18 protein-coding genes are annotated in these 24,139 nt (G+C 43.6%); 4 read left to right on the forward strand and 14 right to left on the reverse strand.

What is annotated here, in order from left to right; genetic code table 11:
• Positions 1-126: 126 nt before the first annotated feature.
• From FHS57_RS27960 to FHS57_RS27975, 4 genes are all read right to left on the reverse strand, one after another.
• Positions 127-711, reverse strand: a complete 585-nt coding sequence (locus FHS57_RS27960) for a hypothetical protein (protein ID WP_183979499.1) — start codon at positions 709-711, stop codon at positions 127-129.
• Between the two features lie 202 nt (positions 712-913).
• Positions 914-1,159, reverse strand: coding sequence for a response regulator transcription factor (locus tag FHS57_RS27965; RefSeq protein ID WP_183979501.1), 246 nt, complete (start codon positions 1,157-1,159; stop codon positions 914-916).
• 28 nt (positions 1,160-1,187) lie between these two features.
• Positions 1,188-2,378, reverse strand: a complete 1,191-nt coding sequence (locus FHS57_RS27970; protein ID WP_183979504.1) for a nuclear transport factor 2 family protein — start codon at positions 2,376-2,378, stop codon at positions 1,188-1,190.
• 43 nt (positions 2,379-2,421) lie between these two features.
• A complete protein-coding gene (locus tag FHS57_RS27975) occupies positions 2,422-2,706 on the reverse strand; it encodes a response regulator transcription factor (protein WP_229601474.1) in 285 nt (94 codons plus the stop codon).
• Between the two features lie 78 nt (positions 2,707-2,784).
• Here FHS57_RS27975 and FHS57_RS27980 point away from each other — a divergent pair, with 78 nt between their 5' ends.
• From FHS57_RS27980 to FHS57_RS27990, 3 genes are all read left to right on the forward strand, one after another.
• A complete protein-coding gene (locus FHS57_RS27980; protein WP_183979506.1) occupies positions 2,785-4,767 on the forward strand; it encodes a tetratricopeptide repeat-containing sensor histidine kinase in 1,983 nt (660 codons plus the stop codon).
• A gap of 122 nt (positions 4,768-4,889) precedes the next feature.
• Complete coding sequence (locus FHS57_RS27985; protein WP_183979508.1) at positions 4,890-5,099, forward strand: hypothetical protein; 210 nt, start codon at positions 4,890-4,892, stop codon at positions 5,097-5,099.
• A complete protein-coding gene (locus FHS57_RS27990) occupies positions 5,084-5,488 on the forward strand; it encodes a type II toxin-antitoxin system VapC family toxin (RefSeq protein ID WP_221225751.1) in 405 nt (134 codons plus the stop codon). Before FHS57_RS27985 ends, FHS57_RS27990 begins: the two co-directional genes overlap by 16 nt.
• 1 nt (position 5,489) lies before the next feature.
• On the opposite strand, the gene FHS57_RS27995 is transcribed toward FHS57_RS27990, so the two are convergent.
• Positions 5,490-6,131 carry a response regulator gene (locus tag FHS57_RS27995; RefSeq protein ID WP_183979510.1) on the reverse strand — a complete coding sequence of 214 codons (642 nt, stop codon included), beginning with the start codon at positions 6,129-6,131 and terminating at the stop codon, positions 5,490-5,492.
• A gap of 203 nt (positions 6,132-6,334) precedes the next feature.
• On the opposite strand from FHS57_RS27995, the gene FHS57_RS28000 reads away from it, so the two are divergent.
• Complete coding sequence (locus FHS57_RS28000; RefSeq protein ID WP_183979512.1) at positions 6,335-8,149, forward strand: tetratricopeptide repeat-containing sensor histidine kinase; 1,815 nt, start codon at positions 6,335-6,337, stop codon at positions 8,147-8,149.
• A 17-nt stretch (positions 8,150-8,166) separates the two neighbouring features.
• On the opposite strand, the gene FHS57_RS28005 is transcribed toward FHS57_RS28000, so the two are convergent.
• From FHS57_RS28005 to FHS57_RS28045, 9 genes are all read right to left on the reverse strand, one after another.
• The gene (locus tag FHS57_RS28005; protein ID WP_183979514.1) at positions 8,167-8,817 is read right to left on the reverse strand and encodes a response regulator; all 651 of its coding nucleotides are present in this window, start codon (positions 8,815-8,817) and stop codon (positions 8,167-8,169) included.
• Positions 8,818-8,964: 147 nt separating this feature from the next.
• The gene (locus FHS57_RS28010; RefSeq protein ID WP_183979516.1) at positions 8,965-12,078 is read right to left on the reverse strand and encodes an efflux RND transporter permease subunit; all 3,114 of its coding nucleotides are present in this window, start codon (positions 12,076-12,078) and stop codon (positions 8,965-8,967) included.
• A 12-nt stretch (positions 12,079-12,090) separates the two neighbouring features.
• On the reverse strand, positions 12,091-13,197 hold the full coding sequence (locus FHS57_RS28015; protein WP_183979518.1) for an efflux RND transporter periplasmic adaptor subunit: 1,107 nt from the start codon (positions 13,195-13,197) through the stop codon (positions 12,091-12,093).
• Positions 13,198-13,457: 260 nt separating this feature from the next.
• On the reverse strand, positions 13,458-13,874 hold the full coding sequence (locus FHS57_RS28020; protein ID WP_183979520.1) for a hypothetical protein: 417 nt from the start codon (positions 13,872-13,874) through the stop codon (positions 13,458-13,460).
• 215 nt (positions 13,875-14,089) lie between these two features.
• Entirely contained in the window at positions 14,090-14,593 is a 504-nt protein-coding gene (locus tag FHS57_RS28025; RefSeq protein WP_183979522.1) for a DUF4843 domain-containing protein, read from the reverse strand.
• A gap of 51 nt (positions 14,594-14,644) precedes the next feature.
• Positions 14,645-16,051, reverse strand: coding sequence for a RagB/SusD family nutrient uptake outer membrane protein (locus FHS57_RS28030; RefSeq protein WP_183979524.1), 1,407 nt, complete (start codon positions 16,049-16,051; stop codon positions 14,645-14,647).
• Positions 16,052-16,072: 21 nt separating this feature from the next.
• The gene (locus tag FHS57_RS28035; RefSeq protein ID WP_183979526.1) at positions 16,073-19,054 is read right to left on the reverse strand and encodes a SusC/RagA family TonB-linked outer membrane protein; all 2,982 of its coding nucleotides are present in this window, start codon (positions 19,052-19,054) and stop codon (positions 16,073-16,075) included.
• 239 nt (positions 19,055-19,293) lie between these two features.
• Positions 19,294-20,877 carry a RagB/SusD family nutrient uptake outer membrane protein gene (locus FHS57_RS28040; RefSeq protein ID WP_229601475.1) on the reverse strand — a complete coding sequence of 528 codons (1,584 nt, stop codon included), beginning with the start codon at positions 20,875-20,877 and terminating at the stop codon, positions 19,294-19,296.
• Positions 20,878-20,903: 26 nt separating this feature from the next.
• A complete protein-coding gene (locus tag FHS57_RS28045; RefSeq protein ID WP_183979527.1) occupies positions 20,904-24,056 on the reverse strand; it encodes a SusC/RagA family TonB-linked outer membrane protein in 3,153 nt (1,050 codons plus the stop codon).
• Positions 24,057-24,139: the final 83 nt, after the last annotated feature.

A 24,139-nucleotide genomic window follows, 5' to 3' on the forward strand; every position in this document is an offset into this window, starting at 1 on the left:
GTTTATAGCATAAAAATTTTGCCCCAAATATCATGGAAACTGAGAACTTTTCTTCTCATGGTTTTCCATGATATTTGGGGCAAATGAGGGGGAATTTTTGTCAGATAGGGAGGTACTGTCGTCTTACTATCCTTTTTTATTTCCGAAAATCAAACTCTCAAAAATCTCTTTAAGCTTGTCCAGCACTGTTTTGGCAAAAAAACCACCTACCAAACTCATAAACAACAATTTATGTAAGGAGGTAGAGTTGAACGGCTGTTTGAAGTCAAAGGCTAAACTGAATGGAGGCACATGACCTAAAGCAGCAAAATAGATAATAAAGCCAATGAGAATCCCCAAAAATGGCCTAAATAGCAGAAAGTAAGCTATTTTAGCATTGAATCGCTCTTTGTTATTAGGCTTGGGTATTTGTTGACCATCAGCCAATTCCCACCCCTCTGATACTCGTTGCAAACACGACATGAAAGCCGCAGTAGCACTTCCTACAATGCTCACACAGACACACAACCCCAGTACATTTGGATGGTGTTGGCAGTTGGCATAGGCAAAAATGCCCCAGCTTACCCCCGTAAAGCCTAGGATAATACCCAATAGAATCCCAATCACTCCCCTCGCTCTTTTTTCGAGTGCTTCACGCTCCGCCTTATCATCGTCTTCATTACGCGACTTGGACTCATCCATACTGCCAAAAAAATATACTTTGAGTGCCATGATTGGGAAACGAGGTTGAATATTTTGGATTTCTAATACTTTCCATTCGGGTTCTATAGGTTTTAGGCTAGTCCACCACCACCAAGAACAAGATCTTCAATATGCAGCAAGTTATCTTTCAAGAGAAAAATAATTCCATTATTATCATTTAACGCATTGTTTACGGCAAAGCCAGTCCAACCACTTGTCCAATTATATGTCTTTATTCTTTTACCAAGAGAAGTTCATCTTTTGGATAATGCTGTTTTACTTCAATGGCGACATCTTTCCCCGATTTCCCTGGCAAATCAATGTCTAAAAGCAGGACATCAATGGGCTGTTTTTTAAGAAAAGGCATTACTTCATGGCCATTGTGTACCACCCCCGCGAGTTTATAATCGGTGGGATAGTTAATGATGAAACGGAGTCCATCCACAAACAATCGGTGGTCGTCAGCTATAAAAAGCATATACATCAATGGTTTTATTATTCATGAACTAAAAGCCTGTCAAACTCAGCATTACAATCTTCCACTGACCGTTTATTTTCTCCAAAATGCGCAACGAACGTTGTTTTTGTCCCACAGTTCCGTCGGCTTTTTTATCTTCTTGGGTATAAGTAGCCCAAGCCAAATTACCTGAAATGTGCGATTCATAATCACTCACTACTGTATTAAGACCCGTCGGTTTATGGGTTTTGCCAAATTCCTCGTAGCCTTTTTGGAGGGCTTGGCCTTTCAAATAGGGCGTATTGGCCAGTTTTCTGAGCTTTTCGTCTTGCCTTTCTATATAAGGAGTAGTAGCCCAGTTTGATCTCCATACGGCTAGATTGGCTTCGTGATAGGCTTTGGTTTCGGCATCAATCACCTGTCGAACGGCAGCTTCTTCTTGGGCTGCTGGCGAGGCTATGTCGGTTTGTTGCGAACTTACAAACATCCACTTGCCATTGCGCCGCTGAAAAACATAGGTAGCCGCTACTTGCTTGCTGCGCTCGATACCGTCTTTATCTAAACGCACGGTTTTGTGGATACCAGTTTCAACGGCCAAGTCACCCGATTGAAAAATAAGGGGTTGGAGCGTCTCGGACGAAATAATGTTTTGCTTGTCGCTTTTCAAAACCATTTCTTTGGTCAGATAGCTGCCCTGCACGGTTGCATATCTGAAATCATCAGAAAGGCGATTGGCATAAAAGGCTTTTGAATCGGTCTTGTATTCGTTCCCTATTTTTTGCTGCATTTGGGTCGTAAGCGTGTTGTCTTCGCCGCCCGTTTGATAATCTATTTTGGTGTGGTGTAAGTCGGTCAGCGTCCAGTTGTTGTTTTTCCATTCAAAGGTATAGGTAAAGGCATCTTTCCATGTCATTTTTTGGCCATTGGGAAGTACTAAAGCATGGTTTCTAATGCCCGATACCACGCCCAAACTCCCCGATTGTTTTACGCGCAGGTCGCTCATTTGGGTCTCGCTTTTGGCAGTGGGACGAGATTTGAGCAAAGCAAGCGTTGTAGCTTTATCGTAAAACTGCCCACTATGCCCCGCCACAAAACGCAGCTTATCGTCCATTTGTTGAATGGCCTCCATCGAATTTTTGTCATAATCAGCTAACCCTTTTTCAAAGGCAGCTTTTAGGTCAGTTTGAGCGTAGATGCTTCCTGTCGTCAGCATGACAAAAGTAAAAATTAGCTTTTTCATTGTAGGGATCATTGGTTTATGGTTTAAGAAATTCAATTGTCTCTTATGGATTCTCAATCAAACCTTGGCGGATAGCTTCCTTTATTAATCCAACTACCGACTTGGCTCCCATCTTTTGCAGCAGATTGTGGCGATGGGTTTCGATGGTCGGAATGCTCACTTTCAGCAGATTAGCGATCTGCTCGGTGGTCAGTTCTTGGCTGATGAGTTGTAGCACTTCTATTTCGCGTTTGGTGAGCATACGTTTTTGATTGATGCTACAAAGTTGGCCGCTTATTATTTCTCCATTTATCAGGGCATACCACGATTTTATCTCATGGTAAACCATGATTTTGAGACCATTGCATGGCTAATTATTTGAAAAATGATGGATTAAATAGATATTGGCATCATTAACCTCTTCTCTATGAAAAGAACACTCGCTCTTGTGGTACTTGTGATTTTTAGCACAGTTGCTTGGACTCAGTCGGTACAAGATGATTTACGAAAAATTGCCGAGTTTCGCCGAATGTCGCCTTCTTTTCAAAAGGATACACTCCTGATAGGTACGCAAATCAACCTCGCTACTACCTATAATCGCCTCCAGAAAATGGACTCTGTTCGCTATTGGTTGTGGGAAAGTGAAAAAATGCTTTCTAAAACCAAATGGCAGCGGGGATGGGGCTTTTTTTATCGAGCACGTGGTCAGTATTACGTATTTACCCTCAAAAAAGATTCTTCCGTCGCCGACTTCATCAAGTCAATAGCGATTTGGGAAAAAGAAAAGAACTGGCGGCAAGCGGGCATCGCCAGTGCGCGCCTCGGAAATGCTTTATTGATGGATTTACAGTTTGACAAAAGTCTTTTTTACCTCAACCAAGCACTCAAAACGTTTGAAGAACACAACGACTATTTTAGCCAAGCCAATACACTCAATTACCTAAGTAATGTGTATCGAAGTATGAACAATTATACCAAAGCATTGGAAATACATCGTAGGGTAATGCAACTGGTTGGGAAGTATAAACTTAACCCTGATCTTATTCAATACAGGCACGTAGCCACTTCTTATTTATTCAACAATATGCTGGATAGCGGGCGTTATTATTTTGCCAAAGAAGGCATTGACATTGACAAAAATCCCGAAAAAATCAATGATAATTTTACCTACAATCGCCTCTCCGAGTTTTTTGACGGGGCTGGTATGCCCGAAAAAGTCGTTAAAATAGCCAACTTATCGCTACAACTTGCCGAAAAAAATAAATCAGTAGCTTATGCTCGCACTGCCCATGAAATGCTCCACAAAAGCTATCAAAATTTAAAAAATTATGAACAAGCGTTGTACCATTATGGCAGGGCGCAACAAATTAATGACTCCTTGGAAAAAGCCGAAGTGAGTCTCAAGCTCTCTCAGTTGGAAATGCAATACCAAACTCAGAAAAAAGAGACTCAAATAGAACGTCAAAGAGCCGAATTGGCTATCAGTAAACAAACTCTTTTGCTTAATGAATCAAAAATGAGTTTTCTAAACAAAGACCTTTTGCTTCAACAAGCACTCGTAGCCCAGCAAAACGCTGATAAAAAACGAAAAGAAGCCGAGTTTAAAATCGCCAATCAACAACAAAAAGTAGCGATGGAACAATTGACTCAGCAAAATGAGCTGACTTCCCAGCGACAAACTCGTAATTTGCTATTGGCCAGTATTGCATTTTTGATGACACTTGCAGGCGTACTTTTTTATCATAATCAGAGCCTTAAAAGAAAAAACAAGGAAATATCAGCATCGGTTTTAAAAGGCCAAACCATCGAGCGCAAGCGCGTAGCGGCCGACCTCCACGATAGCCTCGGCAGTACTATGTCGTCGCTGATTTATACCGTCAATGCCATTGATACCAATAATCTTGACAACGACGAGAAAAACGTCTATCTACACCTCAAACAAATGCTCGATACCGCCTACAACGAAATCAGGCTCCTCTCCCACAACCTGTTGCCCGAAGAATTTGAAAAACAGGGATTGGCCGAAGCACTCAAGCATTTTGTCCGTAAAATAAACCAAACTAAAACCATTCAGTTTGACCTATCCATCGACCCGCAATTGGGACGACTCTCACCCCAAGTAGAGTTTGAACTCTACAGCATCTGCTTAGAACTTGTCAATAACATCTTAAAACACGCAAAAGCCACCCAAGCCCAAATTAATTTATCAGCCCCCGCCCGCACAGCAAACCGTCCCAATGGGGAGTTAAAATTGATTGTTTCCGACAACGGTATCGGCTTTTTCAGTAATGAAAGCGACGGAAAAGGAATAAAAAACGTACGAGCCCGCATAGAAAGCCTCAATGGAACTTGGCAAGTTAAAAGCATTGAAAATCATGGAATTACGAATATTATTTCGATTCCTTTGTAAATCAATCAAAAACCTACTGGCAACGTTCCCTCAAAAAAGTTAGTAGTTCAAAACAAGCGGGTGTACTTTACCAAGTACTGGTACTGATAAAAAGTGTAGATTTGCAGAAAAATAATAGAGTCATGACACAGATTATTCTTAAAAATGATATTGACCAAAACAAATTAAGCGCATTACTCCATTTTTTGAAGTCTTTTGATATTGAGGTAGAAGTAAAAACTTCTAAAAAAACAAGTAAGCCTTCGGAGGAGTTTTCACTAACGGCTGGTTTATGGAAAGATTATGAACTTGATGCAAATGAACTACGGAAACAAGCATGGAGAATAAAATAATGGTGCTTTGTGATACTAATATTTTGATTGAAGTATATCGAAACAACCTAACAATTATTGAGAATCTCCAACGAATTGGGCAAAGTAATTTAGCCGTTTCAGATGTTACTTCTGCTGAATTATTTTATGGGGCAAGGAATAAAACTGAACTCCGAGCCATTCGTAAAGACCTCAATAATCTCACCGTCTTGTCAGTCAATCAAGCGATTTCAAGCATGGCAGTTGAGCTGATTGAACAATATTCACTTTCTCACAAATTAAATTTGCCTGATGCACTTATTGCTTCAACTGCTATTTGGCATGATATTCCTCTCTACACACTGAATTTGAAAGACTTTAGATTTTTAAAAGACATAAACCTCTACCAAAATCCAAAATTTTTCGAATAATCTACTCCACTAGCCCGTGCCTCAGGGCATATTTAGTCAGACCAATCGCGCTTTTGACGTTGAGTTTATGAAACAAATTTCGACGGTGGGTTTCGACGGTCGAAAGGCTGATATACAGTTTTTCAGCGATTTCGGGGCTTGAAAACTCCAAGGCGATCAGCTTTAACACTTCTATTTCACGCTCAGTAAGATTTTGAATGGTGGCAGGTTGGGCATTGTTCAAATCCTCGCCAGGGTGGGCTGAGAGTTCATCAACAATCGCAGGACTAAAGTATCGTTTTCCTCCCATTACTTGTTGGATGGCCCGTTCTAGTTCTTCCTTGTCCGCTTTTTTAAGAATATAACCATGTACTCCCGCCTTGATGGCCTCCCGAATGTGAATAGCCTCTTCTACCATCGTAAGCATTAAAATACGAATCGTTGGGTGCTGCTGTCTGATTTGGAGGGTCAAATCAACGCCACTCAAATGAGGCATATTAAAATCTAACACCACCAAATCTACGGGGTCGTTGGCCAAAAAAGTCAATACATTTCTACTGTTATCAATCGTCGCCACAATCTTCACCTCTGGGATTCGTCTGAAAAGTAGTTTTAGACTTTCCAAAATCATTTGGTGGTCGTCCACAAGGAGTACTCTGATCATGTTTTTTGCAGTAGGGTTAAGGAAGCACACAAGATAGTATTTTCCTTCGATAAATATTCCGTTAAAAAATCAAGGACAAAATGTACCTCATGGTTTTCCATGATTTTATCCCAAAAACTCACCTTTCCCTAGGAATATCACCAAATTTTTTGGTAACTATGGACTTGTTAGCTTTATCTGCCTTTGGTACACGACTTTGCCCTATGAAACCTTTCATTTTCCTAGTTTTTTTGATGAACCTCTGGGGAGCATTTATTACTGTTGCACTGGGACAATCTTCCGAAAACCTTTCCCCGCAAGAATCGGCTACGGTAAAAAAGTATTTTCAAAAAGTAGATGATTTTATGAACGATGACAACTACGATTCGGCCCAATACTGGCTCAATCGCGTCGATTTGTTGCTCACCATCAAAAAACCCACTTACTTCACCTACCTTTTTCACAGTCGGCAGTGCGAAATTTATTACTTCAATAACTTGGTCGAAATTGGCATCAAAGAAGCAAACAAAGGCTTAGCCGTGGCAAAACTAGTAAACGACCGCAGCCTGTTGGCCGACTCCTATAATTTTTTGGGTCTCTTTTACATCAATTCCGAACAACTCAAAAATGCCGAAACTAGCCTATTAAAAGCCCTAAATTATACCTTGGAAGACAATGACCAAGGCAAAGCCGATTACTACAATCTGACGCAGAAATACCACATCTACGGCAACTTAGCGGAGGTTTATATCAACCAACTACAGTATGGAAAGGCCATTACGGCCATCGACAGTTCCATGAAACTGGCCCTTCAAAAAGGGAAAGTACGGCCGTATGCGTTGGGGCAGTTTACCAAAGCCGAGTTATTACTTAAACAAGGCAACGCCCAAGCAGCCATGCAGTATTACGAACAAGCCCAACGCACGTGCAACCAGGCCAAAGACTTTACCAACCTGCGGGATGTCTATTTAGTCACGTTTTCGGGAATTGCCAAATGCCAGCTCCAACTCAACCGCTTGCAGAAAGAGTTGATTTCGACAGGGTTGGATTTTTACCAAAACCAAAAAGACATCAACCGCTATTATTCCTTACTGTTTATCAACGACGCTATTCAGATTTTTAAACAAACCAAAGACTACAAACTTTTGGCCGAATGCCTAGAAATCAAATCAGACATCGAAAATCAGAACGTCAAAGGGAGTCTCAAAAAGTTAGAAACGACCGTCAATGTAAGTCTCCGCAATGAAAAAAAAGTATTAGAAATGGAGCTTCAAAAAGTAAAAGCTTACCAAGAAAATGAGCGAAATCGCGAACAAAACCTGACCATCATTTTGGGGCTTGTTGCCCTCATTGTTGGGATTTTGATATGGACCAACCAAAAATTGGTGGCTAAAAACCGTGAATTAGTCCAAAAAAACCAAGCGATTTCGGCAGCCCTCCTCCAAGGCCAAACCACCGAACGAAAACGCATCGCCGCCGATTTGCACGATAGCCTCGGCAGTACTATGTCGGCTCTCAACTGGAGCTTAGAGGCCATCGACATCAAAAAACTAAACCCGCACGAGCAAGAGGTATATAAGCACGTTAAGAAAACCATCTCCCAAGCGCACGACCAAGTCCGCCTACTTTCCCACAACCTTCTCCCAGATGAATTTGAAAAACAAGGACTTACGGAAGCACTACGCTATTTAATTCGTAAAATCAACCAGAACATAACGACTCATTTCAACCTTGACATTGACCCACAAATCGGGCGGTTTGATAAGCGCGTCGAATTTGAGTTGTACAGCATTTGTCTGGAATTGGTCAATAATATTCTCAAACACTCCAAAGCTACTCATGCCACTATTCAACTTAGGGTAGAAAATCAACAACTCTCGCTAGTCGTTACTGACAATGGGCTCGGTCTATTTGAAAATACCTCAGATGGAAAAGGATTGAAAAATATCAAAGACCGCATCGAAAGCCTTGGAGGAGCCTGGACGATGAAAAACAATCCCAATGGCGGTGTGTGTTCTCATTTAACTCTCCGCATTTAATATTTTTACGCCCAGCCTCATTTCACTAACCCGTGGCGCATGGCGTATTTTACTACACCTGCGACGCTCTTGACGCTAAGTTTTTGCATCAAATTTCGGCGGTGCGTTTCTACCGTTGGCACACTTATGCACAGAATATCCGAAATTTCGTTGGTTGAAAACTCGTTCGCAATCAGCTTTATAATTTCGATTTCACGACTCGTCAGGTGTAGAATCGTGTCGGGGCGGGCATCGTTTAGGTCTTCGGGGGCGGAGGAAGATAGTTCTTCAATCACGGCTTCGCTGTAATATTTTCTACCCGACATTAGGGTATAAATCGCCTTTTCTAGCTCCTCGCGTCCTGATTTTTTTAAAATATAGCCATTCACCCCTGCTTTGATGGCTTCTCGGATGTGCGTGGCATCTTCGGCCATGGTCAGGAGAAGAACCTTCACCGTCGGAAACCGCTCTCGCAAGACAAGCGTCAAGTCAATCCCACTCAAATGGGGCATGTGTAAATCCGACACAACGATATCGACTTCGTGTTCTTCGAGAAAACTCATCACGTTTCGGCTGTCGGTAAACGTAACCGCAACCGTTATATTTTCAATCGTTCCGAAGAGCATTTTTAGGCTGTCCAAAACAATTTGATGGTCATCAACAATAACAAGCCGTATAGATGATTGCATTTGTTCTCAATTTTCTACAAAATAGCGGCCTTCTAACTTTAAAACCACTCATGGTTTTCCATGATTTTTCACCAAAAAACCATGAAAAAGCCCCTGCGGATAAATGCAGAGGCTAAAATTAAGAAAGGGTATGGAAAACTTAAAGTCTTATGCCGTGGGTTCGGCCTCGGCGGTTGGCGCCTGAGCTTTCTTCTCCACAGGTTTGATATTGCTCGATAAATACGAATAAATAGCGGGAATGATGTAGAGCGTCAAGATGGTCGAGAACAACAATCCACCTACCACCGAAATCCCCATTGAAACACGGCTTTCAGAACCTGCTCCCAAGGCCAATGCAATCGGCAAAATACCTAGAATAGCACACAAACTCGTCATAACAATCGGGCGGAAACGGGCTACTGCTGCTTCCCTTACTGCTTGCAATTTATTGATGCCTGACTCTTTTCGCTGGTTGGCAAATTCCACAATCAAAATCCCGTTTTTGGTCACAAGCCCTACCAACGTAATGATTCCGATTTGGCTAAAAATATTGAGGGTTTGACCAAAATCCCAGAGCGACAACAACGCACCACAAACTGCCAAAGGTACCGTCAAAAGGATAATAATCGGGTCAACAAAACTTTCAAACTGCGCGGCCAAAATGAGGTAAATCAACACCAAGGCCAACCCAAAGGCAAATAAAAGGCTAGAAGAACTATCTTTAAACTCCCGCGACTGCCCGTCGAGGGCTGTGGTATATGATTCGTCCAACACACCTTTCGCAATGCGATCCATTTCATCCAAAGCTTTTCCTAAAGTAACCCCCTTGGCCAAACCTGCGGTAATGGTAGCTGCCGATGATCGGTTGAAACGGAACAACTGAGGCGGCGAACTTTGCTCGGTAAGTTTCACAAAATTATCAAGCTGAATCAACTCTCCACGGTTACTTTTTACGAATAATGATTTCAAATCCATCAAATCATCACGGTCTGTACGGTCAATTTGTCCAATGACTTGGTATTGTTTTCCGTTCATCAAGAAATAACCAAATCGGCGACCTGAAAGACCCAATTGTAAGGTTTGGGCAATGTCTTGGATGGAAACTCCCAGGTTTTGAGCTTTATCACGGTCAATTTCGAGGCGAATTTCAGGCTTGGTAAACTTCAAATTGATGTCCGTTCCTACAAACATCGGACTTTCGTTCACGCGTTTCATCAACTCAGGAATCACCGCCCGCAATTTCTCGTAACTCGTAGCTTGTACAACGTACGACACAGGAAAACTACTTCCTCCCCGTTGCCCCGTTTGAATGGTTGGATCTTGCAAAACAAACGATTTCGCCCCCGACAGTTTCGCCACTTTTGCTTGTACTGCATCAGCGATTTCCATTTGCGACCGTTGGCGCATCATAGGCTCACTCAACACCACCCGAACGAAGCCCGTATTGGTCGCATTGGTTGAGAATCCTGGCGCAGTAATCGTGATTAAAGCATCGCGTTCGTTGGCTTTTACTTCATCTTCCACTACTTTCCCAAACATTTTGAGGTAGCGATCGGTAAAATCAAAGGTAGCGCCTTCTTGCATGGTCAACGACACCCGAAACCCACGGCGGTCTTCCATGGGAGCCAATTCGGAAGGAATGGCTTCATATTTGAACAAGGCATAAATCACCCCTACGAACGCTACCATCAGCACCCATGCCATCCAACGGATTGTCATGAAAGAAGCCAATGACGACTCGTATGCGTTGTTCAACCACAAAAAGAATGGTTCCGTAACACGGTACAACCAAGGTTGTGAGTGGCTCGATTTTAGCAATTTTGAGCTCAACATCGGCGTCAGTGTCAGCGACACAAAAGCCGAAATAATGACGGAGCCAGCTACCACAATCCCAAATTCGCGGAACAAGCGTCCCGTTACCCCTTGTAAGAAAATGATGGGTAAGAACACCGCCGCCAAGGTGACAGTTGTTGAAATAATGGCAAAATAAATTTCTTTAGAACCCTCAATCGCAGCCTCTCGTGGCGAAAGCCCTTCTTCGATTTTGGTATAAATATTTTCTAAAACTACAATCGCATCGTCCACCACCAGACCAATCGAAAGTACGATTCCAAGTAGGGTCAATACATTGATGGAAAAGCCCATGATGTACATCAAGAAGAACGTCCCGACCAAGGATACGGGAATCGCCGTCAATGGAATGATGGTACTACGCCAGTCGCGCAAGAAGATAAAGATAATCAAGGCCACCAGAATGAAGGCGGTAATGATGGTTTCTTCTACTTCCAAAATAGAAAGACGCACCGAGCGGGTATAGTCAAAGCCAATCGCCGCAACAATATCAGGTGGAAGGTCTTTTCTAATTTGGTCAATGCGTTTATAAACCTCATCTACAATCGCAATCTGGTTGGCACCAGGCTGAGGCACAACGGCCACGCCCACCATCGGAACGCCATCGCGGCGCATCAGGGTACGTTCGTTTTCGGGCGCTAGTTCTGCCCTACCTACGTCCATGAACTTCACCACGCGATCCGATTCTTCTTTGACAATCAGGTTATTAAATTCGTCAACGGTGGTCAAACGTCCCAGCGTACGCACCGTAAGCTCGGTAGTTGCGCCTTCAATCGAACCCGATGGAAGCTCAATGTTTTGGCGTGTCAAGGCGTTCAACACGTCGATAGCCGTAAGGCGATACGAAGCCAATTTGAGCGGGTCAATCCACAAACGCATGGCGTAGCGTTTCTCTCCCCAAATTTGAATCGAACTTACCCCCGAAATGGTCTGCAAACGTTCCTTTACTTGGCGTTCTACAATGTCGTTCAAATCCAGCATCGAGCGTTTATCGCTCTTCACGTTCATGAAGAAAATGGGGTTTGAATCCGCATCAGCTTTGGAAACAATCGGCGGGTCAATATCGCGCGGTAATAAGCCCAACGAACGAGACACGCGGTCGCGCACGTCGTTGGCTGCCGTTTCCAAATCCACGCCCAAATCAAATTCCACGGTAATGTTACTGCGCCCATCGCGGCTGGCCGACGTCAGGGTCTTAATCCCCGAAATCCCGTTGATAGATTCCTCCAACGGTTCGGTGATTTGGGATTCAATAATCTCGGCGTTTGCCCCCGTATAATTGGTCATTACGTTGATCACGGGTGGATCCACGCTCGGGTACTCACGCACGCCAAGGTACGAGAAGCCAATCAACCCGAAAATAATGATGATGAGCGACATCACCACTGCCAATACGGGTCGTTGAATGCTGGTTGTTGATAATGATGCCATGATAATTTTGTTTTACTTCTTAATATCTACTTCTCCACCTGCTTTCACTTGCAAGATACCCGAAGTAATGAGGGTATCGCCTGGCATCAAGCCCTTGGTAATTTCGATTGTTTTATCATTACGAATCCCAATCTCTACTGAAATTGTTTCGGCTTTGTTATTCTTCACGATAAAGACACGGTGCCCACGAAGGTCAGGAATAACGGCTTCGGTAGGAACGATGATGGCATTCGGTTTGGCATTTAGGATGATTTCTACGCGCGCAAATGCACCAGGCACTAACTTACGCCCAGGATTGGGGCTAGTAGCGCGAAGGGTAAGTGTACGGGTACTTGGGTCAATCTTTGGCTCAACGGCATATACTGTCCCACGGTATTTTTCTTCTCCTCCTTCGGTCGAGAACGTAATGCCTGTTCCCTTACGAACACTTGTAGCGTATTTAGCAGGCACCGAGAAGTCGAGTTTGGCAGGATTTACGTTGGTGAGGGTAGCAATGCGGGTAGCATTGTTTACGTAACTTCCCGAACTAATGTAGCGCAAACCGACCGTTCCATCAAAAGGCGCTTTGATGACTGTTTTCGCAATTTGGGCTTTCAAGTTCTCAATATCGGCGTTCATACTGTTCAAGTTGGTCAAGCTGATGTCATAATCACGCTGGCTAATGGCCTCTTTTTCCAACAATCGTTTCTGACGCTCTTCGTTTACTTCGGCCAATTTTTTCTGGTATTCCAATTTTTGAAGTTGAGCCTGTAAATCGGCATCATTGATACGAATCAAGACTGTCCCTTTTTGGATATAGTCTCCTTCTTTAAAATTGATAGAAGTAATCCGACCAGCAATTTCACTTCGGATTTCTACCTCTTCATTCGCAATAATCGTACCTGTAGAAAGAATTTTCTCCTCAATTCGTTGGCTTGCTACCACCAAAATCTCAATGGGAGCTGGCCCGCCTGCTTTACCTGGGGCTCCACCTTTAGCACCCGCGCCCGCATTTTTTCCTGCTCCCGCTCCTTTTTCCTCTTTTTTGGAGGCGTATTCTTTTAAACGAGGGTAAAAGGCTAAACCAGTAATAAGTAGAATAACTAAAATTGTGACAACGGTTTTTACGGGCTTGCTCATTGGTTAGTAAATAGTAATAAATATCTGCTTAGTAGAGGTTCAGATAAGGTAACACCATAATTAGGCAAAAAAGGTCGCTTTCGCGGCTGGCATCGACGAATTTGTTTTTTGTGTCGCTTAAAAGAAACAAAAAAGCGACGCTCTTGGAGCGCCGCCTTTACGTATATAGTACACAAACGCTAGCTTATCGACGAATATTCAACGTAAACGTCTTATAGTTCTCGCTTGGTTTGATGTCGAATGAACACTGCTTTTATCCCTTAACTAAATATCCTAACGCCGCGAATTACTGCCAAATACCAAACTAAAATCATCATTGGTATCATGACAATACAATATAACAAAATAACATTCCTTATTTGGGGGGGGTAAGTTTTCCATTGTTTATACTCAAGAAAAAATCCTATCACCAAATTAGAAACACCCGTCGATAGTATCAAATACCTTAGCAACAGATTTTCAGTTAATAGTGCAGGATAAATTATTGACCCTCCCAAGACAATTAGAGCAGTTGGGTTAGTTTTCCAAAATTTATGTTCAAAAAAAAGACCTAACCCTAAAGCAGAGATACCCGCCAATAATATTACATACCTTAACAACAAGTATTCAGAAAATACAGAAAAATAAATAGTCGCAGTTCCTAAGCAAATCAGGGTTAACTTGTATATTTTTTTCATTTTATGTTGTTTTTGGGAAAGTTAATAACTGATTGAAAAATAGCAAAGCAAACTCATTATAATCTCGTTCGTTAATAAAAACCATAATAAACATCTACTAATTAGTGATTATTATTGGGGAGTACTAGAATATAGGCAAGAAGGTCGCTTAAAAGAAACAAAAAAGCGACGCTCTTGGAGCGCCGCCTTTACGTATATAGTACACAAACGTTAGCTTATCGACGAATATTCAACGTAAACGTCTTATAGTTCTCGCTTGGTTTGATTTGGTCGTTACCCGTCAATGTCAACACCAATGGAAAGTTTTGGGTAGCCGCAACGGTCGTTGGAATACCTTCCAAAATCTCAAACTTGATGTAAGCAGAGCTGCTGTTGGCAGGAATCGTCACCGAACCTTTGCTTTCCAAAATACGATAGTTGATATTTTCAACTGCCGTGCTTTTTGCCGCATCAATGACGTAGCCAAGTGTGGTAGCTTCTGGACGTTGTGCTCCTACCAATTGCACCAAAATACTGTCTCTTTTGAGTAATTGACGAATGGTACGCTGCGCTGCACCATTAGATACGTTGTTGGTGGGCTGAGTAGCAAACCCTGTACGTGGGTTTTTGAACTCTACCACTGGAGCCATATCGTACGTCCAAGAAGGATTTTCAAAGCATGACGTAAGTGACAACGCCATTGCTCCTACTACTAAAAATTGGATGAATTTATTTTTCATGTTTTGTTCAATGTTTAAGTAACTGACTTGAGCCATCTTCTGCATTAGCTCTTAGTAACCACGGTTTTGCTTCAAGCTTGAGTTAAGTTGAACTTGAGCTGTAGGAAGTGGTGCTAAGATGCGGAAGTCATCGTAAGGAACCACAGCCGAAAGGCTCGCTTTGGTAATGGTTTGTCCACGACGCTTCAAATCAAAGAAACGGTGTCCTTCCAAGTACAATTCCAAACGACGCTCTACCATAATGGCTTCAATCAAATCAGCTCCTTTCACTGTAGCAGCTACTGGCGTAGCTCCCGAACGGGTACGAATACGGTTCAAATCTGCCAAAGCCAAATCATCTTTTCCAGTAGCAGCATACGCTTCAGCACGGATAAGAAGAACTTCGGAGAAACGAATTACAGGAATATTATCCGTAAAAGGCCCTCTTGAACCTGGATATTTGCGGCTAAATACCACCGATTCTCCACCTTTTACCCCTGCAAACATCGCTTGTGTACGACGAACGTCTGTTGCTTCGTACAAGGCAAGTAGCTCGTTGGTAGGAACAACATCCGCCCAGTTACCTGTTGTCAAGTTAGTAGTCAACGAGTGCATTGATTCGTTAGCACCTAAGCTTTCGGTAGCTTGAACGTAGTTGATTTCAAAAAGTGACTCTGTATTTGGCGCGCTAGTAAAAGCAGCAGCGTAGTTGGCACCCGTCGCCAACGCTGCACCGTTAGGAGCATCAAGTGCCGCAGTAGCATAAGTAATAGCATCTGCGTATTTTTCCCAATAGAGGTAAACGCGTGCCAAGAGGGCATTCGCCGCCGCTTTGTTGGCACGAAGACGGTTACCCGTGGCAGGGAACAACGCAATCGCTTCTTTCAAATCTTTTTCGATCAATTGATACGTTTCCTCAATCGTTGCGCGAGATTTAAAATCTGCTTTGGTAACGTCGTCTGTAGGTTCGGTACGCAAAATCATTCCCAAGTTTGCTCCACCCACTACTTTGGTAGGCTCGTAGCAAAATACCCGCGCCATATCAAAGTACAACAAAGCACGCAAAAACAACGCTTCTGCTTTAATCTGCGCTTTTTCTGCTTCATTCGTGTTAGCGCCACCAATGCCTTTAATGATAAAGTTGGCTTCGTTAATAGCCGCATAATTGTCCCAAAACGCCTGCATGTGGGCACTTGGAGCATTTACACGCTCATTGAAAAAACGGTTTGAGTTTGTATTGGTCAAACGAACGTTATCCGCCATGATTTCAGGAGCAATCATCAACCGTGCTCCGTAGTAGGTATTTGGCTGTAAACGGTCATACACCGAAATCAAAAGGGCACGCACTCCAGTAATATCAGTCAAAGCTACTTCTGTACTTATCGACTGTTTTGGCTCTGTATTGAGCAAGTCGCTACACGATGTAGCCACCATTGCCAATACCACCAACGATATATTTTTAAGTTGTTTTGTCAACATGTCTTTTACGATGGTTTGAAATTAAAACTCGATTTGGATACCGCCCGTCACTTGCTTACTTTGCGGATAACGTCCGATTTCAGTAAACAAAATCTCTGGGTCTAAACCTGTGTACGCCGTCCAAGTCAACAAGTTGATAGCTTGGGCAAAGAAACGTACTTGGGTCATTTTAAGCCGTTTTGTAATACTTGACGGCAAATCGTACCCAACGGTTACTTGTTTCAAACGAACGTATCCTGCATTTTCGAGTTGCTTGGTTGAGAACGTCTGAATGGTACTGCTACCTGGTTCTACCCCTCCCTCATAAGCGCGTGGTACGCGCGTAATTTGACCTGGCGTTGTCCAGCGCGCAAGCTGGCTTTGCATGTTGTTCCAACCTGCTGATGCTGAGCTTTCCATGAAGAAACCGTTGTTGTTCAACACTTGGTTACCCCACTGGCCTTGGAAGAAGAATTCCAACGAAATGCCTTTGTACGTAAGGCGGTTGGTTACCCCACCAAATCCTTTTGGAAGCGAAGTTCCTTGGATTCTTGAATCACGGGCTTGAACTGTATAAGTGATGTTCCCGAGTGAGTCTAACCACATCGAACGCCCGTCGGCTGGGTTAACTCCCGCAAAAGTTGGATACCAGTTGATTGTAACAGGCTGTCCTACCCACAGACCCGTACCGATGTTATTTTGACCAGGCAACAATTGAAGGATTTTGTTACGTTGGAATGATACGTTCCAGTTTGTTTCCCAACGGAATCCACCTTTGTTGACGTTTACGTGGCTAAATTCAACTTCTAAACCTTTGTTTTCAACTTTTCCAAGGTTTTCGTTGATAGAACCAAAACCGCTATCGTTAGGCAAAGGACGTGACAACAACAACTTGTCGTTAATTTTACGATATGCTTGTACTTCCCCGAAAATACGTCCGTTGAAGAGTGAGTAGTTAACCCCTACGTTGAAAGTTGAAGCTACTTCCCACGACAAGTTAGCATTTCCTAACTGCGAAGGACGGATACCCGGTAGGTCGATGTACTGACCGCCCAAACCGAACAATGCGCGTGAAGCAAAGTCACTGATGTTGTTGTTACCTGCTTTACCATAACCAGCAAATACTTTCAACTCAGACAACCACGAGTATTTTTTCAAGAAACTTTCTTCTGACAAACGGTACCCTACTGAAAGCGCAGGGAACAAACCGTAACGGCTGTTTGAACCAAAACGAGAAGAACCATCGTAACGCAAGGTTGCCGTACCAATCAATCTGTCTTTGTATCCATAATTAAATGAACCAAATACACTGGCAATACGCCAAGTGGTGTAAGTACCAGTTGTTGTGATTGGACGAGCAGCTGCTGCCAAAGTACGGAACAAACCGTTGGGGAATCCTTGACCTGTAGCAGATACTACTTCTGAGATTTGTTCACGGTATTCGCCACCCACCAAAGCGCCAATTTCGTGGTCGCCGATGGTTTTGTTGTAATTCAACGTTTGGGCAGTGTTCCAGTTTAAGCTGTAACGGTTAGAAACCGTAGCACTACCACCCGTTGACGCAAATTGCGGAACGATTGGGTCACGGTACGAATCGTCACGGTTGTTGGCATAATCAAGACCATAGAAAGAACGGAACTTCAAACCTGGAATGATTTCGTAGTTCAATGCAAAGTTACTTACGGTCTGAATCGTCGTGTTCAAACGTGTTTCATATTCTACGCTTTGTACTGGATTGTAGCTGAACGAACCCGTAAGTGGTGCATTGTAAGAACCATCTGCTTTGTACACTGGTTGGTTTGGCAAAATCAACGCTGCCGCAAAGAAGGGGCTATTGATAAATGCTCCGTCCGCAATCGCACCGTTTTGAGTAGTTGCAGCAAGACCAATAGAGGTTTCAAACTTCAATTTTTTGCTGGCTTGGTGATCGACGTTCAAACGAAGCGTTCCACGACCAAAGTCAGACTTGATTACTTGTCCTTCTTGGTAGTTGTACGAAGTTGCCAAGTAGAAGTTCGTTTTTCCATCACCACCCGAAGCAGAAGCATCAATCATGCGGAGACGACCACGCTGATACACATAATCTTGCCAATCGGTGTTTTGAACCGTAGCAGGATCACCATACTGAGCAATAGAGTTAGCACGTGCTGTTTCTACCGAAGCATTCGTTGCCACTGCACGGTTTACAAACCCTTCAAGTTTCAAGGTCGCAAACTCAGAAGCAGTCAACACATCCAATTTTTTCAACACATCCGTAAAACCATCTTGGATTGATACTTTGAATTTGGTTTTGCCAGCCTTACCACGTTTGGTAGTAATCAATACCACCCCGTTTGACCCTTGCGCACCATAGATAGCCGACGCTGCCGCATCTTTCAATACTTGGATGGACTCGATGTCGTTAGGGTTCAATGAAGAAAGTACGTTTGAGCTCGCTGTCGTTGACAAACCACCACTCGCTACTTGTACCCCATCAATGATGTAAAGTGGGTCGTTACCAGCATTGATAGAACCAACCCCGCGAACGCGAACGTTGATACCACCACCAGGCTGCCCGCTCGTTGCGGTTACTTGTACCCCCGCCGCACGTCCTTGAAGGGCGCGGTCAACAGTTTGCATAGGCAAACCTTCAATGGTTTTTCCACTTACTTGAGACACCGCCGCAGTAATGTCCTTCTTTGCAGTCGAACCACCGTAAGCCGTTACCACTACCTCATTGAGGTTGTTGGCTTCTGGAGTAAGCGTTACGTTAATGATTGTTTTGGAACCTACTTCAGCGGTTGTTTTTTCAAAACCTACGAAGCTAAATACAAGTTGACCACCGTTTGAAAGCGCGATTTTGTACTTTCCGTCGGCATCGGTATTCACACCGCGCGTTGTCCCTTTGACAACGACCGTCACCCCTGGCAGGGCTGTTCCATCTTCACTGCTTGTTACCGTTCCTGAAACGGTCCGCTCTTGCGCTCGAAGCTGCACACAAAAGCTCATCAACAAGCAAAAGCTTGCGAGTAAAATTTTACGCATACGATTTAGTTGGTTTTTAGGTTGACTCTAATGTGTTTTACAACACACAGCTATAAACCTGTTACAGTTCATAATTGTTCCGTAAAATTAAGCAAGAACGCAATAAGTTGCAAGCACATTATTTAGTTTACCAACTATTTATTATCCCAAATGGATTATTTTGGGGTTATTTTAAACTCAAAAAGGAAAGCAAATGCTTCCCTTTTTGAAATAAATACCAATAAAATATACCTAAGCGATTAGTAGCCCGGGTTTTGTTCGATGATTGGGTTCTGCGTCTTTTCAGTATCTGGGATTGGCCAAATAAAACGGAAATCAGCGTAAGGGATAGCCGCTTGGGTTGGATTGATTGCTCCACCTACCTTGTACAAAGCCGCTCCTTGTGCCGCATTCGCATACTTGGCTGGAATACCACCTGTGTTGAAATCTGGATCAACGGCATTGCGGTGAATATCAGCCCAACGCTTTCCTTCTGCTAAGAACTCAATTCTTCTTTCCAACAAAATAGCTGCGATAAGCGCTTTTTTGTCAGCAAAGCTGGCAGCTGTATATGCTTCTGTTGCAGGCGCAGCAAGAGCACGGTTACGTACTGCGTTCAATAAAGCGATTGCTCTATCAGACACACCCGTTGCTTGGCGCGCTTCTGCTTCGGCTGAGTTCAACAATACTTCAGCGTAGCGAATCTGCGGTGCAAAGTCAGCTCTTTCGGTGTAAGACGTATATTTCTTCGTAAATACGTTCACAGTTGAAGCTCCGTTGGCATTGGCACCAGTAAGGTACAATTGCGTACGACGCTTATCTGTTTCCAACCATTTCGCATTGTTCCAGATGATTGGCGAGATTGCCAACAAACCACGCGCACCTAAGTTAGCCGCACCGTACATACTTGGCAAGGCTCCGTTGGTACCCGTGTTATCCAAAGCGTCGTTACGAATAGAGAAAATGCTCTCCGTCGAACTGTTGTTTGTGAATGCACCGTTAGGCTCGTCCGTCAATTTCCAAGCACCAATTGGGCTTACAAATGGCGCTGCCGCAGGTACCAATTTGGCACCTTCAGCAATCACACCTGCCCAGTCACCTTTGTGCAATTTCACGCGTTGTTTCAAGGCAATGGCCGCCGCTTTTGTCGCACGAACTGTTCCTGGTGAAAGTGTTGCTGGCAAGTTTGTTTCAGCAAAATCTAAATCTGCTAAGATTTTTTCGTAGTTCTCAGCCACCGTTGGACGTGGAATCGCTCTTACTTGATCTACTGCCGAACCTGAGTTAATGGCAAAATCACGGTAAGGAACACCTAGTTTATTTCCGTTTCCATCCAAGTAGGGTCTTGCATAAAGCGTCACGGCTTCGTGGTGCGCCAATGCTCTCAAGAAGCGACATTCTGCTTCAAACTGAGAAGCAGCAGCAGCCGTAATGATATTCGACTTAGCAGCATTTTTAAAGCCATCAATCGAAATGTTCGCTTTGTTGATAAGCGCGTACAACGCTCCCCAGTGCCCTACGTTGTTGGCAGTGGTGGTGTTGTAAGTAGCTTGGTAAGTAATTTGGAAGAAAGCCGCTACGTTGATAACGTCTTCGCCGCGTGCATCACCTTGTTCGATGTTGGCCGCTCCAAAAGGATACCCACGTACCGAACCATCGGTGTATGGGCTACTTTGTGCTGCATCATATACGCCATACAACGACAGGAGACAACGGTCAGCCGTACTAAATGCACTGGCATCAGTAATGGCGTTGAAAGGGCTTTTGTCCAGAGCGGTTTCGCAACTGCTCATCATCGCCAGTGGAATCGCACCTATTAATATTCTTTTTACTAATGTTTTCATAAATCAATCGTTTGTCGTAGTGTGAATTAAAAACCAACATTTAAACCAAAAGAAACGGTTCTAATTTGTGGACTAACTGCGTTGTCTAAGCCCAACGTACTGATGTTGTCAGGGTCAGCTCCGCTGTATTTTGTCCATACAGCCAAGTTTTGTCCTTGCGCAAACAAACGCAAACTCTGCACAAAACCTTTCGTTGCTTTTGTCAACGCTTTGCTTGGTACACTGTAAGTCAATACGATGTTTTGTAAACGGAGGTAATCGCCGCTCTCTAAGAAACGAGAGTTTGCCAATTGAGATTGGTTGATGTTGTTACCTTGGCCATAGTACAATCTAGGTACGCTAGTAACATCACCAGGCTTCTGCCATCTCTGAAGAATCTCACGACCGTTGTTTTGGAAACTTTGGTTCATCAACGCATCTTGACGAGTGATGTTGAAGATTTTGTTTCCACCTGAGTAACGCAACATTATTTCTAAGCCCAACCCTTTGTAGTTAAAGTTGTTGGTAAATGCACCAAACCATACAGGTGTAGGATTTCCTAAACGCGCACGGTCATTGAAAGTCAACGACGTTTGAGCGCCCAAGGTACCTTCGTTTTGGCCTGAAGCAATGTAGTAACCACCAATTGAGAAAGGAGCACCGTTTGAAATGTTCAACTGTGCAAGTGTACCATCAGCTTTCAAGTAAACTGGGTTACCGTTTGCTGAGTTTACACCTGAGAACTGGTATCCGTGAATCACGTTGATAGGTTGACCTACTTCAATCAAGTTATAGCCACCGTTTTGGATGTATGGAACCGCCGTACCACCGATTGAGTAAAGGGCAGTGATTTGGTTTTTGATATTTGAGTAGTTGAAGTTGGCATTCCAAGTGAAGTCTTTGCTTCTAATGATGTCACCACCAATCGACAACTCAAATCCTTTGTTGCGAAGCGAGCCAATGTTTTGAGAAATTGAGTTACCTGGAACCCCTGCGCTCAAAGGCGTTGGAACACCAAGTACCAAGTTATCAACGTCATTGATGAAGTAATCCGCTGTTACGTTAAAACGGTTGTTAAGGATACCAACATCAAGTCCTACGTCGTATTTGTTACTTGTTTCCCACTGCAAGTCAGAGTTACCAATGGCTGATACTGCAATACCACTGATGTTTCCGTACGGACGAGCACCATATGTACTCAAGTAAGGGAAACCGCTCAACGTGTTACCAACTCTTGCATACGAAGCCTTCAATTTCACTTCGTTGATGTATTGGCTCAAGCCGCTGTTTGCCCAGAAGCCTTCTTGCGAAACGCGCCAGCCTGCTGAGAAACCTGGGAATACCCCGTAACGTTTTTCAGGAGCCAAAGAGCTTTGTCCATCGCGACGAATCGACGCTTGTACGAAGTATTTGTTGTTGAAATCGTAGTTGAAACGACCAAACAATGATTCAAAACCAGACTGCGTCATTGATCCACCCGTTGTCTGAATGGCTGCACTACCCGTGATAAAGTTTTCTTTGATGAAGAACATATCCGAGATGTTTGAGCCTGAGGTAGAGTGCCACTTGTAGTTATCGCGTTGTACTTCGTGACCTGCTGTCAAGTAAATGTTGTGGTTTTTACCCAACGACAAGTTGTAGTTTAGGTAGTTTTGCCACGTATAACGCAAGCGGTTTTGGTTTTCGTTGTAAACATAACCGTTTGTTCCACCCGTTGATGTTCCGTAACCGTCACCGTGAAGGTTTGTCCAGCTTTGGAAGCTATAATCGCTAAACATATCGGCCGAGAATACCGAACGCAATTTCAAGCCTTGAATCGGAGAAATTTCGATAAAGCTGTTGTTGATGATACGGTATTTGTCCGAACGGTACTGGTTGTTACGCAACGTAAAGGCCGCATTCGTGAAGTTGTCATCCACTGAAGTTGTGTTAGCGCCTGGGTTCATTGAGTTACCACTTGGCCAGTTGATGTTATAGCCTGTTGGGTGATTGGCATTGAAAGGCGAAACGTTTGGCAACAAACGAAGCGTTGACGAGATCGCACCACTCAAGGCGTTTGTACCGTTGTTTTGGTCTCCGTCGTCTTGGCGGCTAATCGTGATGTTGTTACCCACTTTAAGGTACTTGTTTGCTTCGTGTTCTACGTTCAAACGAGCACGGTATGCTTTGTTAAAGTTGGTAATGATAATCCCTTGTTGCTGCGAGTAGTTAAGTGACATGTAGTAGCTTGTCTTTTCAGTACCACCTTGTGCACTTAGGGTGTGGTTATGAACTGCTGCATTGTTTACTAGCACTTGGTCTTGCCAGTTGGTGTTGGTTTGAGCTGCGTCCATGTTGGCACGCAAAGCTTGACCTGCATTAGCCAATTTTTCGTTGGCAATCGTCACAAATTCCTGAGCATTCAAGACGTCAAAACGCTTGAGGGCGTTGTTGAAACCGATGGAAGCATCGTAGCTAACTTTTCCTCTTCCTTTGGTACCTTTTTTGGTGGTAATCAAAATAACCCCCGCAGCCGCTCTCGAACCATAAATCGCCGTAGCCGATCCATCTTTCAACACTTCCATGTTTTCGATGTCGGCAGGGTTAATATCTCCCAAGGCGTTTGAGTTGGTTGTACTTGCCAAGTTTCCTGAAATGATAGGCACACCGTCCACCACGATCAATGGATCATTGGCTTGGTTTACTGAGTTTGTACCACGAATACGGATACGTGCTGGCGTGTTAACACCACCACCCACGTTTGTTACCTGTACCCCTGTCGCACGACCAGCCAACTGCTTGTCAATCGAAGGAGTCATCAAGTTTGCAAATTGTTTGGCATCTACTTTTGAAGCAGACCCTGTAAAAGCTTTGCGCTGCTGCACACCGTATCCAACTACCACAACCTCACTCAGCTCATTGGCAAGGGTTTTAAGCGAAGGATTAATTACTGATTGGCTGCCTACCAACACTTCTTGCTCTTCCATTCCTACGAATGAATACACCAAGGTACTATTGCCATTAGGAACTCGGATAGAGTACTTCCCGTTACCATCCGTAACAGTTCCTACTAACGTACCTTTCACTACTACACTTACCCCAGGTAATGGAGAACTGTCATCACTACTGGTGACTGCACCAGTAACGGTACGCTCTTGCGCTCTGAGTTGAGTGCAAAAGCCCAATAACAAGCAAAAGCTTGCCAGTAAAAAATTACGCATACGATTTAGTTTGGTTTTTAGTTAAACAAATGGTGTTTACTCATTTACTTCGCACAAAGTTAGGTGCTTTTGTGCTAATGTAA

The sequence above is a fragment of the Runella defluvii genome (genome assembly GCF_014195535.1).
Lineage (GTDB): Bacteria > Bacteroidota > Bacteroidia > Cytophagales > Spirosomataceae > Runella > Runella defluvii.

What these genes read in the sequence shown, in the direction of transcription:
- FHS57_RS27960 (WP_183979499.1), bottom strand. Translation starts at nt 711, where the DNA reads ATGGCACTCAAAGTATATTTTTTTGGCAGTATGGATGAGTCCAAGTCG.
- FHS57_RS27965 (WP_183979501.1), bottom strand. Translation starts at nt 1,159, where the DNA reads ATGCTTTTTATAGCTGACGACCACCGATTGTTTGTGGATGGACTCCGT.
- FHS57_RS27970 (WP_183979504.1), bottom strand. Translation starts at nt 2,378, where the DNA reads ATGAAAAAGCTAATTTTTACTTTTGTCATGCTGACGACAGGAAGCATC.
- FHS57_RS27975 (WP_229601474.1), bottom strand. Translation starts at nt 2,706, where the DNA reads ATGGTTTACCATGAGATAAAATCGTGGTATGCCCTGATAAATGGAGAA.
- FHS57_RS27980 (WP_183979506.1), top strand. Translation starts at nt 2,785, where the DNA reads ATGAAAAGAACACTCGCTCTTGTGGTACTTGTGATTTTTAGCACAGTT.
- FHS57_RS27985 (WP_183979508.1), top strand. Translation starts at nt 4,890, where the DNA reads ATGACACAGATTATTCTTAAAAATGATATTGACCAAAACAAATTAAGC.
- FHS57_RS27990 (WP_221225751.1), top strand. Translation starts at nt 5,084, where the DNA reads ATGGAGAATAAAATAATGGTGCTTTGTGATACTAATATTTTGATTGAA.
- FHS57_RS27995 (WP_183979510.1), bottom strand. Translation starts at nt 6,131, where the DNA reads ATGATCAGAGTACTCCTTGTGGACGACCACCAAATGATTTTGGAAAGT.
- FHS57_RS28000 (WP_183979512.1), top strand. Translation starts at nt 6,335, where the DNA reads ATGAAACCTTTCATTTTCCTAGTTTTTTTGATGAACCTCTGGGGAGCA.
- FHS57_RS28005 (WP_183979514.1), bottom strand. Translation starts at nt 8,817, where the DNA reads ATGCAATCATCTATACGGCTTGTTATTGTTGATGACCATCAAATTGTT.
- FHS57_RS28010 (WP_183979516.1), bottom strand. Translation starts at nt 12,078, where the DNA reads ATGGCATCATTATCAACAACCAGCATTCAACGACCCGTATTGGCAGTG.
- FHS57_RS28015 (WP_183979518.1), bottom strand. Translation starts at nt 13,197, where the DNA reads ATGAGCAAGCCCGTAAAAACCGTTGTCACAATTTTAGTTATTCTACTT.
- FHS57_RS28020 (WP_183979520.1), bottom strand. Translation starts at nt 13,874, where the DNA reads ATGAAAAAAATATACAAGTTAACCCTGATTTGCTTAGGAACTGCGACT.
- FHS57_RS28025 (WP_183979522.1), bottom strand. Translation starts at nt 14,593, where the DNA reads ATGAAAAATAAATTCATCCAATTTTTAGTAGTAGGAGCAATGGCGTTG.
- FHS57_RS28030 (WP_183979524.1), bottom strand. Translation starts at nt 16,051, where the DNA reads ATGTTGACAAAACAACTTAAAAATATATCGTTGGTGGTATTGGCAATG.
- FHS57_RS28035 (WP_183979526.1), bottom strand. Translation starts at nt 19,054, where the DNA reads ATGCGTAAAATTTTACTCGCAAGCTTTTGCTTGTTGATGAGCTTTTGT.
- FHS57_RS28040 (WP_229601475.1), bottom strand. Translation starts at nt 20,877, where the DNA reads ATGAAAACATTAGTAAAAAGAATATTAATAGGTGCGATTCCACTGGCG.
- FHS57_RS28045 (WP_183979527.1), bottom strand. Translation starts at nt 24,056, where the DNA reads ATGCGTAATTTTTTACTGGCAAGCTTTTGCTTGTTATTGGGCTTTTGC.